The sequence below is a fragment of the Chryseobacterium sp. 22543 genome (assembly GCF_052044565.1).
Taxonomy (GTDB): Bacteria; Bacteroidota; Bacteroidia; order Flavobacteriales; family Weeksellaceae; genus Chryseobacterium.
Window position 1 is genome coordinate 729,789 of record NZ_JBQENH010000003.1, and the last position, 13,716, is coordinate 743,504.

General features: G+C 35.9%; 10 protein-coding genes and 1 tRNA gene. 6 read left to right on the forward strand and 5 right to left on the reverse strand.

Annotated features, from left to right (window positions below):
- Positions 1-85: 85 nt before the first annotated feature.
- Positions 86-853 (forward strand): methyltransferase domain-containing protein, encoded by a 768-nt coding sequence (locus tag ACTJIP_RS14190; protein ID WP_077417812.1) that lies wholly within the window; start codon positions 86-88, stop codon positions 851-853.
- A gap of 71 nt (positions 854-924) precedes the next feature.
- Here the strand turns inward: ACTJIP_RS14190 and ACTJIP_RS14195 are convergent, their stop codons facing one another.
- Positions 925-1,566 (reverse strand): NAD(P)-dependent oxidoreductase, encoded by a 642-nt coding sequence (locus ACTJIP_RS14195; RefSeq protein ID WP_428168471.1) that lies wholly within the window; start codon positions 1,564-1,566, stop codon positions 925-927.
- Positions 1,567-1,897: 331 nt separating this feature from the next.
- Here ACTJIP_RS14195 and ACTJIP_RS14200 point away from each other — a divergent pair, with 331 nt between their 5' ends.
- The 5 genes from ACTJIP_RS14200 (at position 1,898) to ACTJIP_RS14220 (ending at position 7,715) form a co-directional block, all read left to right on the forward strand.
- On the forward strand, positions 1,898-3,007 hold the full coding sequence (locus tag ACTJIP_RS14200; protein WP_219072626.1) for an epoxide hydrolase family protein: 1,110 nt from the start codon (positions 1,898-1,900) through the stop codon (positions 3,005-3,007).
- 9 nt (positions 3,008-3,016) lie between these two features.
- Positions 3,017-3,787: an alpha/beta hydrolase family protein gene (locus ACTJIP_RS14205; RefSeq protein ID WP_440704740.1), complete on the forward strand. Its 771-nt coding sequence runs from the start codon at positions 3,017-3,019 to the stop codon at positions 3,785-3,787.
- Positions 3,788-3,904: 117 nt separating this feature from the next.
- Complete coding sequence (locus tag ACTJIP_RS14210) at positions 3,905-5,335, forward strand: S41 family peptidase (RefSeq protein WP_440704741.1); 1,431 nt, start codon at positions 3,905-3,907, stop codon at positions 5,333-5,335.
- Between the two features lie 475 nt (positions 5,336-5,810).
- Positions 5,811-5,882: transfer RNA gene (locus ACTJIP_RS14215), tRNA-Arg, on the forward strand.
- A gap of 282 nt (positions 5,883-6,164) precedes the next feature.
- Positions 6,165-7,715: a T9SS type A sorting domain-containing protein gene (locus tag ACTJIP_RS14220; protein ID WP_440704742.1), complete on the forward strand. Its 1,551-nt coding sequence runs from the start codon at positions 6,165-6,167 to the stop codon at positions 7,713-7,715.
- Positions 7,716-7,908: 193 nt separating this feature from the next.
- On the opposite strand, the gene ACTJIP_RS14225 is transcribed toward ACTJIP_RS14220, so the two are convergent.
- The 4 genes from ACTJIP_RS14225 to ACTJIP_RS14240 form a co-directional block, all read right to left on the reverse strand.
- A complete protein-coding gene (locus tag ACTJIP_RS14225) occupies positions 7,909-8,445 on the reverse strand; it encodes a DUF3945 domain-containing protein (protein WP_440704743.1) in 537 nt (178 codons plus the stop codon).
- Positions 8,446-8,582: 137 nt separating this feature from the next.
- Complete coding sequence (locus ACTJIP_RS14230) at positions 8,583-9,140, reverse strand: DUF4099 domain-containing protein (RefSeq protein ID WP_440704775.1); 558 nt, start codon at positions 9,138-9,140, stop codon at positions 8,583-8,585.
- A gap of 380 nt (positions 9,141-9,520) precedes the next feature.
- A complete protein-coding gene (locus ACTJIP_RS14235) occupies positions 9,521-10,066 on the reverse strand; it encodes a hypothetical protein (protein ID WP_440704744.1) in 546 nt (181 codons plus the stop codon).
- A gap of 2 nt (positions 10,067-10,068) precedes the next feature.
- Positions 10,069-13,713 (reverse strand): DUF6443 domain-containing protein, encoded by a 3,645-nt coding sequence (locus ACTJIP_RS14240; protein ID WP_440704745.1) that lies wholly within the window; start codon positions 13,711-13,713, stop codon positions 10,069-10,071.
- Positions 13,714-13,716: the final 3 nt, after the last annotated feature.

The window sequence follows — 13,716 nt, forward strand, 5'->3', positions numbered from 1 at the left end:
ATTTAAAATAGTAACTGAGAAGATTTTGGCTCCTATTTTTAAGATAGATTCTTTACCTTTATAGTATCATTTCAAAATTATTTTTATGCCCTGGAATCCCGAATTATATGATCAGTACAAAGATGTACGGTACAAACCCTTTTACGATTTAGCAGCATTAATCAAGCCTGAAAACAATATAAAAGCCATCGACTTAGGCTGTGGTACCGGAGAGCAAACCTCCATTTTAACCGAAAAACTGACAGGTTCTACATTTTTAGGAATTGATTCATCGGCAGAAATGCTTGAAAAATCGAAGAAATATGAAAATGAAAACCTACATTTTAAACTTCAGAGCATTGAAGATGCTGTACAGTCAGAACAACAATGGGATCTTGTTTTCAGTAATGCAGCTCTGCAATGGGCGGACGATCATGAAACTTTATTTCCTAAGATCATTGGACTGCTATCTCCTGAAGGGCAGCTCGCCATTCAAATGCCCGTTCAGAAAGAAAATGTTCTCAATCAGATTCTGACAGCAATGGCAAATGAAGAACCTTATGCATCGCAGTTGAATCATTTCAACCGTGATTCACCAGTACTTTCAATGGATGATTATGCTCAGATTTTGTTTGATAACGGAATTCAGGATATAGAAATATATCAGAAAGTTTATCCCATTATTGCGGATGATCATGAGGCTTTATATGAATTTATTTCAGGAACAGCCTTATTACCTTATCTGGAACTTCTGGAAGGAAATCAAAAAGAAAGTTTCATTACCGAATTTAAATCCCGAATAGCACAAAGGTTTACAAAATATCCGGCCATCTATGCTTTTAAGCGGATACTCATGTATGGCCGTAAAAAATAAAGATATTTAAAACAGAATCAGCCACAGAACATTGTGGCTGATTCTTCATTACATTAATATATTCTGATTTTTTATTCTTTCAGATTATACAAAAACGGACTTTTCCTTAGGTATTCAACATCATCAATTTGAGAAACTAAGAATGTTGAAAGATCTGAAGCGCTGATATTTTCCCCTAGGCAGTCAGTAAGATTTGTTTCAGTTTCATAACTTTCTTCTGTGAGGTGAATCAATGGTAATCTTACCAAAGTCCAGTCCAGATTGCTTTCCATAAGAAGTTCGTACTCTTTTTGCTTATCAGCCGTCGTTTCAGGATAGTTCTGGTACATCCAGTCTGTAGCCATTTTTACGTTTTCGTTTTTTTGATCAGATAATGTATTCACACTCAAACCTGTGGTTACAATATAGCGACTGATCCCGTAATGATTCATCGCTTTGATGATATTTTTCGCCGCATCACTGAATATAGATCTCTCTCCTTTTGGCTGGCCTAGCGTGCTTATTACAATACCAGTCCCTTCAATCAGTGTACGGACAGCTGTGTCATCTCTTACATCTCCTTTTACCAACTCAATAAAGGAATTTTGAATGGTGAAATTTTCAGGATGTCTTACTAAAAGTTTAAGGGAATATCCTTTTTTCAAAAGGTTTTGTACCAGATATTGACCGGATTTTCCTGTTCCGCCGATTACGGCAATTTTATAGGTATTCATAATGATTTTTTTATATTAAATATCAATAGCCAATTCTAAGCTAATGACATTGATAGGGGCAAATGACGTATTGTCTTTGCTTAGTTTTATATGATAGAGGTATTGGGTTCAGAAATTGAACCTAGATTTTCAGGTTTCAGAATGACTCCTGAATCAGTAATATGTATTACGAGATTTTAATGAACTAAAGTTACATTTTTTTCGCCACTAAAAAATCAAAAAATTTATGATTTTGACAACACTTATTAATAGAGAAAGTTTATAACTTTGATAACATCCTTATTGTCAACAACTTTCAAATCATCACTTTACACCAATATAATATATAGATATGGAACCATTTACTATTAACATTCCCGAATCGGTGATAGCCGACCTCAAAAACCGCATCCAAAACACCAGATGGCCCGAAGAACCTGAAGGCTCTGGCTGGAACTACGGCACCAACGAAACTTATCTAAAAGAACTTACCAACTACTGGGTAAACGATTACAACTGGAAGATGCATGAACAGCAGCTAAATCAACCTCCACAGTATACAACCCGCATAGACGGAATCCTGATTCATTTTCAATACATCAGAGGAAAAGGCTCCAACCCCAAACCTTTGATTCTTACCCATGGCTGGCCGGACAGTTATTACCGTTTTCATAAAATTATTCCTTTGCTTACCGAAGGTGAACAGAGTTTTGATCTGATTATCCCTTCTATTCCGGGATTTGGCTTTTCTGATAAAACGGCGGTCAACAGTGCAAAAGTCGCCGATCTTTGGAAAAAACTGATGACTGAAGTGCTTGGATATGAAAAATTCTGTGCTGCCGGAGGTGATATAGGTATGGGAGTAGTAAAAGCATTGATTTCAAAATACCCTGATGTAATGGAAGCGGTTCATCTTACAGACGTTGGATACCCAACCGGCCAGGAAGATCCTGCAACAATGAGTGAAGATGAAAAACAATTCGCACAGTTTGTCCAGCACTGGTGGTATAGTGAAGGAGCTTATGCAATGGTACAGTCTACCAAGCCCCAGTCTCTTGCTTACGGGCTAAACGACTCTCCTATCGGGCTTGCAGGCTGGATCATAAGCTTTATAAACGCCGGATCTCCACCAGAGCTAATAGAAACTGCATTTGGAGGAAGAGATGAGATGCTCACCAATATTATGATTTACTGGGTAACTCAGACGATAGGATCTTCTGCCAGAATGTACAAAGAAGACGCTGCAGCTTTATGGAGCGGAACTCACGTTCATCAAAAGAGCAATGTCCCTGCCGGAGTACTCGTATTTCCCCGTGAAGCTCAGTTTCCCAAAGAATGGGCAGAACGTTTCGTGAATGTAACCAGCTTTAAAAAGATGAGTGAAGGTGGTCATTTTGCCGCATTGGAATTACCTCATATATTTGCAGATGAACTAAGATCATTCTTTTATTCTGTCAAATAAAAACAATCCATGAAGTACTCCTTTTCTATTCTTTTGGCCATTCCTCTTTTTATAACCAGCTGTGCTGTACAAAATAAAAACACTGAAAGTCATGATTACGAAGTAAAACTGGATACTTTAACCTTTTTTGATCAAAGCAGAAACCGTAAGATTCCTGTCGCCTTTTATGAGCCGAAAACTGATAAAAAGATTTCTAACCAACAGATTATTATCTTCAATCATGGATATGGTTTCAATAAAGGCGGAGATTACTTTGTGTATTCTTATTTAACGGAAAAACTGGCTTCAAAAGGTTATTTTACAGTAAGCATTCAACATGAACTGACGACAGACAATCCTTTGCCAACAGAAGGAAATTTACAGTTGGTGAGAAGACCTTTCTGGCAAAGTGGTTCGGATAACATTCTGTTTGTACTTCATGAACTTAAAAAAGTAAAACCGGAACTTGATTATAAACATCTGACATTAATAGGTCACTCCAATGGTGGTGATATGGCAGCGTTATTCGGCAATCAGCATCCTAATCTGGTGTATAAACTGATCACAATGGACAATCGGAGAATGCTCCTGCCGAGAACTTCTGTTCCTAAAATTTATACTTTACGTTCTAACGATTATCCGGCTGATGAAGGAGTACTTCCCAATGAAGCAGAACAAAAGAAGTATTCTATAACGATACAATCAACCTCCATCAATCATGGTCATATGGACAATAAAGGCAGTGATGAAGAGAAAAAAATCTTAAATGATTTTGTTTTAAAATACCTTTCTGAGCAGTAATTGTAAGAAATCATAGGTAAGTCTATAATATGTTAATCCTTCTAAACCATTACTAAAATTTGTTAACAAGGTATAAATTTGTTGACAAGTTCTTTATTTTAGCCCAAATTAATAACTATGAAAAAATTGACCTACACTATGATAGCAGCATTTCTGTTCTGCTCAGTGGAAGCTCAAATACAAAATGCAGGGTTTGAAAACATGACAGATGGATTACCCAATCACTGGAATATTAAAAAAACGGATTTATACGAAGGAAAGGTAGATTATACACAATACTTCGGAGGAAAAGCCTCAATGCAGTTGACAGGAAAGACTAATGACACCAAAAATTTCCAATCTTTTTCCCAAAAAGTTCCTCTTGACATTCAGCAATTAGAGAAAATAGAAATCAGTGCTTATGTAAAATCTGAAAATACCAATGGAATAATCAATCTATGGACCCAAGTAAAAGATGAAAATGGCCGGATGATTGATTTCGGAAATTCAGAATCACAGCAAAGGTCTATTGCTGTGAATAAAGACTGGACAAAATATTCTTTAATTTTCACTGTTGATAAAAATGTAAAAAGCCTGCTTCTTGGAGGGGTGTTTACAGGAAACGGAACCGTTTGGTTTGATCATTTTGAGCTCAATAAAATTGCATTTTCAAAAGAGGAGCCTTCTAAAATTTCTATAAAATATATTCAGGAGTTTAAAGATATTGTGAAAAAGAATTCTATAGTTTCAGATAAATTAGACTGGCAAAATATTGAAACAAATCTGGGCTATCTTTCAAAAGGGATGAAAACCGTTAATGATACTGATACTGCTTTAAATTATATCATCAAAAACCTGAGAGAGGCAGGAGATAATCATTCTTTCATTGATGGCAAAGAACGTACTGAGAAGCAAAAAATTGCTAATACTAATGATGCAAAGCCTGATTCCAGACTGATCGATCAGAACATCGGGTATGTTTCAGTGCCGGGTTTTGCTTCTTTAAATACAGAAGTTGGGGATACTTTTGCCTTACAGATTCACAATATGATTAAAAAACTGGATTCCGGAAATGCGATTAAAGGCTGGATAGTAGACCTAAGAACTAACACCGGAGGAAATATGCACCCTATGATCAGTGGACTTGGTAATCTGATCGGTGAAGGAACATTGGGCTATTTTGTTTACAATGGTAAAAAGAGTCCATGGATCTATAAAAACAGAAAATTTGGTCCGCATAAAATTAAAGAACCTTATGAGCTTAAGAGCGGTCAGTCAAAAATAGCGGTACTAATTGGCCCAAGTACAGCAAGCTCCGGAGAAGCCACTACCATTGCTTTTATTGGGAAAAACAATGTAAAATTATTTGGTCAGCCTTCAGCAGGATATACTTCAGCAAACAGACCTTATACGTTAAGTGACGGTAAAAGCCTTGCTTTGGCTACTTCTTACGAAATGGACCGTAACGGAAAAGTCTATTATGGAAAGATAGATCCGGACATTCCGGTAGAACCCAAAGAGGGACAGGATATGGATATTGAGGCAGCAAAAGTCTGGATTTTAAACTAACGACAGACTTATCCACAACAAATTGTGGATAACTTGTGGATTTTAACATTAAATTCATATTTCGTATTAAAATTATTACTACATTTACTATGTAATAAAAATCGAAGTGGAAACTTTATTTGCTTTTCTTACTACTATTGAAATTGCAATTAAATTTGAAATAAAAATTTAAGCACAGCATTGTCGGCTGTGCTTTTTATTGTTGTCTAATTAAAAAAATGAGATGTATTTATCTACTGGATCTGCCCCTAAAGGGCAGATTCTTTTACCCATATACCCTTTTAAATAAAGCTTTCTGAAGATTATTCGACTCAGTTAAAATCTGGAAAAATATGTATACTGCTTACATTTTTTACGCAAAGGTTTAATTATTTAAATTTTATATTCTAAAGGCAGCAAAGATGTAATCAACTTCGTTGATGCTTCATAAGCAAACTTACGGCTTAGAGAAGCAAGAAACGCTTCATTTAGAACAGGCCTCATAGTTCAATGGATAGAATAAAAGTTTCCTAAACTTTAGATTCAGGTTCGATCCCTGATGGGGCTACAAAAGGTTGATTTTTAATGCTTTTTTTATTTAATAACTTCAAAATTCATTATTAAAAATACTCGAAGTATTTTAGAATATGTACGAATCAATTTATTCAGATATTTTTCAGACATTTTTATCGAACCTTCTTTATGATGAAAGTGGTAGCATTCTCAAAAGTGGGATTAATGTTCTTTCATTGAAGTTTTTACCTATATTTGCGTGGTTAAATTCTGCTGAATTTCAGGATAAACCGCTGACTCCATCGTCAAATATCAGAAATTAGTTAAATAAATAATCATGAAATATCAAGCGATATTTATTGTTTTGTTATCATCTGTACACCTCTTTTTTGCTCAGGTACTTGATAATAATTTTGGAACCAATGGAAAAATGGTTTATGACATCAATGCAAACTCAAATCTTGAGAAAATAGGGTCGATGATTGCTGTGAGCAACAGTAAAATACTGGTTGGAGGTACTGACAATACCAGCGCTTATCTTGTGAGACACAATTCTGATGGTTCTTTTGACACTTCTTTTCAGAGCAACGGAATCAAACAGCTTCCGTTTAAATCAATTGAAAAAATATTAAAGACAAGCAACAACGAGATGATCATTCTCGGAACTAAGCTTGCCACCGACGGCTATTTTAACATCATCATCTGTAAAGTTGATGAAAATGGAAATTATGTTACAAATTTCGGTACAAACGGTATTCTGGAAATCAATTTTGGCGCTCAGTCAGATGACAATGTCTTTAACGGTGAACTGCAATCTGACGGAAAAATAATTGTGGTCGGTAACAAAAGAGGCACGAATGCATTGACAGAAGGTTACGTTTTGCGTTTATTACAGAACGGTCAATTTGATACTACGTTTAATAATACCGGACTATTCACTATTGCACCTGTTAATCACCGCCATTATTTGAATGCCGTAAATATTGCTCCAAATGGAACAATCGTTTGTTCAGGCTATCTTTTGCTGACGACAGGCTCCAACCAAGGTAGAATGTTTATATTAAGATTGTTACCAAACGGAACTTTGGATACTTCATTTGCCACCGTAGGATACAGATATTTTAATGTTACGAATATAGGTAGCTCACTGTCAAATACCAATATTGTTTTAAGTGACGGAAGTATTTTATTGGGCGGAGAAGCATTCTCATCAAGCAATAACAATGTTTCATCTAACTTTACGATAATAAAATTTAATGTGGATGGTTCTTTTGAAAATTCTTTCGGAACGAACGGTGTTGTACAGACACTTCTTCCAAGTATCGGAGGTCAGCTGAGAAATATGAAATTAGATTCTTCAAATAATATTATCGCAGTTGGTTCTACGTACTCGGCGACCAATGGTAATGAAAATTTTGCGATGATGAAATTTAATCTATCTGGGATTTTAGATACACAATTCGGAAATTCCGGTGTTGTAATTACAGATTTTTCAGGATTTCAGGATATTCCGTATTCATCGTTGGTTTTTGATTCAAAAATAATTCTTGCAGGATTGGCTTCTTCTTCAGATTTTCCCAGCAACAGCAAATTTGCACTTGCACAATACACATACAATAACTTAGGAATTGTTGAGTCTAAAAAAGCAGATAACTTCAAGATTTTCCCGACAGTTTTTTCAGACAATATTAATATAAAATGTGAAAAAGAGACCAAAGTAAGCATTGGTATTTTTGATTCTTCGGGTAAACTTATTTATGGAAAAGAAAATTTCAGATGCTCTCAGACTCCAGAACAGCTGCAACTGCCGATCTCAAAGCAAGGAGTATATTGGTCACAAATCAATTCAGGAAATAAAATTTCTGTTCAGAAATTGATAAAGAAGTAATATTGGAGTTGCTAACTTTGTTAGGACATAATTCTTATACTCTTTAACTTTAAGAGTATGAAAAAGATCAGAAAAAAGTATCCTTATTTAAAATTAACAACTCCCTAAAAGACAGTGAAATATAAAGAATTAAACTGTAACCCCCTAAACACTTGCTTCACCCCAAAAGCAAAAGCCTTCCCACAGAAGGCTTTCATATCCCCCTCCCTCTATTCCTACTCTTCCCCTGCTCCTGTTTCTTCTCCTCCTTCCAAGTATTCTTAAACGAAAACTCAAACTTTCCTATTCCCTTATCAAACCTCAAATATCCCTGATACCCCTTCCCGCTTATATCCACCAGCCCATCCACATACGCTACCTCCCCAGCCTTTAACTTCTCAACCTGCCATTTCTTAAGCCTCTTCCCTCTGAACACCTCCGGAACCTGCCTGAAATCTCCCGTTCCCATCCCCCTTACCTTCTTATCCAGCAAAAACTCCACATATCTTTTATCCGCATTATATTGAACCGCTGTATTAAACAGGGTCCCCCTTGCTGAAAGCATATTTTCAATAAACAAGGGTTTTCCTTCCCTTAATATCTTTCTCTGCTCCTGATCCAAAGTCGCTCCTTTGATCATCAATGGAATTCTCACCCACTCAGCCCTTAGCTGCAACAGCTCATTGGTCAGCCTGTCCCTGCTGATAAGGGAAGGCACTGACTCCCCTGTAATCCCATGAACCAGATCCACCCCCTTCCCATATTCCCACTTACCATCAGATTCCTTTTATCCTCTTCTGAAAATACATGCCCAAAGAAAGGCTTGGAAAAGTCGGGCATCCTTCTTACCGGATGAAACCTGAGTTCCACTTCTCCAAAATCATTAGCCTAAAGAGAAAGCCTCGCTTCAATCGTACCTGATATCTTCCCCAGTTCAATACTTACCGGAACAAGCATCGGGGTTTTATATCCTTTCAGCATCGGTTCCAAAGCCCCCAGCTCTTCCAGTCTTTCCTTATTCCAGCCCAGCTTCTCCATCATCTTCCAGTCCACCTGTTCAGCCGTATATACATACCTATTTCCAGCATCCTTTCCCTTACCTATGATCTTCCCTTCCCGAGCTTTTCTATGTGCCTCCACCACATCAATGGAGATCTCATATTGCTTCAGATCTTTTTTCTCTTCATCCGTAACCTTATCCATATACTTCTGAAGGTTTACAGCTGTCTGCTTCGCTTCATATTCCGTCACTTTAAAGAAAGAAAACTCCGAAGGTTCCTTCAGCTGGTGATAAAATGTTGAATAAAACTCAGTAAAAGAATTCTCATTACGCTCAATACTAAGCATTTCATCGCGGTTCATATCCTCAGGACTAACCCTATTCACTTCCCCATTATCACTCAATCCCTGAATAATCCCAACAGTACCCGTTTCATGATGCAGCACCAATAAGGTATCGCCTGTTTTTTCCTAACGGGAACCTATTCATCGTTTTTATTGTTATCCATAAATTAAATTATGTGTACTGTGCAAGATATAAAGTAGGACAGGTTTGTTACTATAATGGCAGGGAAAGGTTTTATTTAACAGGCAGGTTGTATTCACTTTTATAACTCAAATTTTAAATAGCAACCAATGTGATAAACATTAAATATTAATGATCTTGATCAGTAAGTTCTACTAAAAGGGCAATAAAAAAGAGAAAGAAATTAATTAATTTATAATATAAACACTCCACTAGATAATGTGGAGTGTTTCTTTTTAAATATAATAATTTTATAATTACTATATTACTCTTTACACCAATAATAACTGAGTATTCTAGATCATAGCTTTAAGATCTGTTTGATTTTTTCTTTCCCTTTTTCTGAGAATCCAACTTTTCTTAATCCATCTTTAGAATAAAACTCTCTTCCCTTAATCTCTGGATTAGAAATTAATTTATTACAACTTTCACTTATATTTATATATCCAGCGACTTCACCTTTTATATTATAAAGGATCAATGAATAGTCGGTATCAAAACATGCTACATCTTCTCCTCCATATGTATTTGGATTTTTAATAGTTCCCAAGAAATCTTCAATATCTTTTCCATTAATGGTTTTAACATAATCAAAGCAAGAAGATAGCTGATTATCATAAATTACTGAAACCGCCTTACTCTGATTACAATTGTTTTGTTCATTATACTTATAAAGTTTCATATAATGTACATTGGCTGAAAAAAGATCTTTACCAATATTTAGAACAAGACGATGATCGTTCTTCTTGTCTGTTGAAGAAACGTGTTCTCTGTGTGATTCTTTCTTTTGGCATTGAAACAAAACAACTGAGAATAACAGTACTGTTAGGATTTTAATATTTTTCATAATTATCTTCTATAAATTTTTGAGAGTTCTACTACATCCACAATTTGTTCTCTTGCTTTAACAGTTTGCCCAGTAGGGCTCCAACGAGGCCAGTAATTAATCATTAATGTACCACCGCGTTCAGGATAAAATTTCGTATTACGAGGGTTATTAGGGTTTACAGCATTCATATGTTCATTTGCAGCACCCCATACAAAAGCACCTCTAGTAGCTTTAGCAAATTCTAATGCAAAAGACTGTCCGTTTGGAAAATTTGTTGATACATATGCTGTAGAAGCATTACAAGCTCCTAAATATACCGTGGAAAAATCTGCAAATTTGATATCTCCCGAATCGACAGATCTGCCTAGTTTAGATAAATCCGATGTATAGACATTATCTGCATCCCGATGTAAATCTGCATTGGCAAAGATCATTCCTTCTCCGTTAGTAGGTCTATTCCCTCTGTCTCTACCTCCATGTGAAAATACGCCTAAAAATCCAATTCCATCAGGACTCTGATCAGAAATACTTTTTAAGGCATTATAAAAATCACCATATCCACCCTGCCCTTTTCCAGCTGGAACATTTGCCATTATTGATTCCGGAACCGCAAATTTCATTGCTTCCCCCCAAACCTTTTCCTTACCAAATGTTATTATGCCTATGCTTCCTTGCCTTTTTCCAGATTTAGAATCTACTGAAGCTTTTATTAAGTTAAAAACATCTACAGCATGTTCTTCGGTATATTTATACCCCCCTTTTACTTCAATAATATCCATTCCATTAGGATCAATGAACCTGAGTGGATTGTTCATAGCATAATTATAAGAAGACCAGTTAACAAATTTCTCTGCTAAAGGATCCACTACACCCCACCTTCCCAAATCTGGCATATAGAGTCTCGCTCCATAATCATACATCCCCGTTTCCTGCAACTCTTTACCATTGTATTTGTAATTCATATAGCTTCCCAATAATCCTTTATTTATTCCAATGTGGTTCATACCGAATGCATAATAATTATTGGTGTCGGTTATTTCAAGAGTTCCAGTACTACTTTTTGCAAAACTTACCCTTGCATTTCCAAGGTGATCCCTATACTGATAAATGTAACGGTTTTCTGTAAAGCTGTAATACCCTTCTGCTGTAGGTACAAAATCAAGTTTCCATACAGCCTGGATAGGTTTTAAGGCGTTAATATCGCTTTCATTTTTAAATGCTTCCTGCTCATACGCAACACTTGTGCGACACCAAAGGCAGGTAGAGACTTCAGAATGCTGGTACTGGAACCCATCGAGATAATCTGTCATGTTCGTAGTGATCATTGTACTTCCTTTACCACCTTCACTTTTATAAACTTTTCGGAATTTTGTTCCGTCTGCTCTATAGATATAATTTAAAGCAAAACCGGAGACAACACCCAGCGGGCTATTCTGACTGATTGAATATGAATTGGGCAGGTTCAAATAGTTATATATGATACTCTGGATTCCCTTATCTTTCATATTGGTCATATTTCCATTCAGGTCGTAATCGATGATATTGTTTCCTCCCTCATATCCCGTATCATTCGTAGAAATTTCTATGACCTTATCCAAACGATTTCCAGTGTATTGATAAGTAAGATCATCCACTTGGGTAAAAGTAGTTCCAGTTGATATAGGAGGAGCATTCCTTTTCAATGTCATGATATTCCCATTGAGATCATAGCTAAGATATTCATCAAAATAACCGGTATTTCCAGTAGACGGCTCTCTATAAAAAGCATTAACCAACATGTTTAGTTTATCATATTCATAGTTGTAGCGTTTCAGTAGATTTTCGGATCCGTTATTCCAGTCAATTTCAGTGATATTTCCATTAAATTTTCCAACTGACTGTGTATTTACAGGATTATTGTACTTTATCTCATATCCGAACAGTTTTCCATTAAGATTTGTAGGGTCATTTACTTTTGTGAGCCATCCACGGATATTATATTTATAATCCATTATTTGTAAAGGGTTTGCTACATTTACACCACCTACTTTCTTCGATTCCAACTGGGAAAGTTCAGTATATTTATTCTGAGTAAGAATTTCAACGGGATTACTGTCAACCTGATGCTTATGCACAAGCAGCCTGTTTTGATTGTCATATTCAAAAGTTTCGGTAATAACTCTTTCTGTGTCAGTATCTAATCGTTTATGTCTCGTAATGCTTTGTTTAGGTGATCCTGAAAAATCAAGCTTGAATTCCGTTTTGGTATATCCTCCCAAACTATTAATACTGTGTGAGCCAATGATACGCCCTTTATCATCATAGTAATTATAATTTTTTGTCCAATTGTCATCTTCAATATTTTTAACAAATGTCATGACAGGAAGACCACGTGTGCTTACCTGGTTTAATGCAGAATTGTCTGTTATTGAACCTGATGGGAAATTAGGATTAAAACTATATAAAGGGTAAGTATCATAATACATAATACTTAAAAGCTTTTCAATGGAATTAGGATAGGTACTTGCCGTATTATAATAATAGACATCCATCCCACTATTTGTAAACCCTACTGTACCAGATGTTGCAGACCTTAACGTATTGTTGCTACCTTTGGTATCTACATTTACTTGCTCTGACGCTCTTCCAGTACTGCCATAATTGTATGGACTGCTATAAATTCCAGTCATAACGATTCTTCCAAATTCATCGTATTTTGTAAATAACCATTTTTTTGCAGACCCCATAAGAGCATCCTGCGTTAAAACCAATCTGTCCTGCTTATCAAACACCATATATTCCCATCCTTTATTCGGCAGCTTCTTTTCAACCATCCTGTTTCTCGAATCATACCGGTATTGATAGCATAGATTATTTAAAATATTATCAGGTATTTCGGCATTGTTACCTGCACCATCCAAAAAAACAAACGAAGCCTGGGGTGGAATAATAAATGCTAATAGGTTATATTCGTTGTAAACATAATATGTATCGGCATTTTTACCAGATTCTAAAACTTTTCTTATTAAAATAACCTGTCCATCTCCATTCCTAAATTCTATCGTCTTATTCCCATCTTCATCAGTCAATGTATTTTTAGACAGTTTTGTATTAGCATAATTAAGTTGGTCTGAAGTTTTCACTATTGAACGCATAGTTCCATTTTGCCATGAAGTGCTTGTCACCAGCACCTTTACTCCGTCATTAAAATTTGTTTCATATTTAAACTCTATCGGATGTGCCTGCCATTGTGTTCCAGGCTGTAGCAAGGAATAAACCCTATCCAAAGGAGAATTTTCAAGGATTTTATGTACAAAAGGCTTACTGTCACTGTAATAAGAGATACCTTGAACATCTACGCCGGATTGAATAGCACCATTTAGAGTATTCATAGGGACGGGAAGCCATGAATCTGCATTCCTTCCAAGCCCATCATATGGAATTGTTGTTACTAAATCTTTGCCTAAAGGAGTTACCTTAACATTAACAACCTGCTTAGGTCTTCCGATTCCATCGAAATATTGTACAGATTCTGATGTTTTGGGATTCTGATTTTGATCACTTGGTGAAGGATAAGTTAGGTAAGATTTTGTATATACATAATTTTCCGTACTGCTTGGTGTGGTCTGGGCGTAAGTATATCCATTTAAAATAAAGAGACTGGTTAAAATAAAAAACTTTTTCATGGT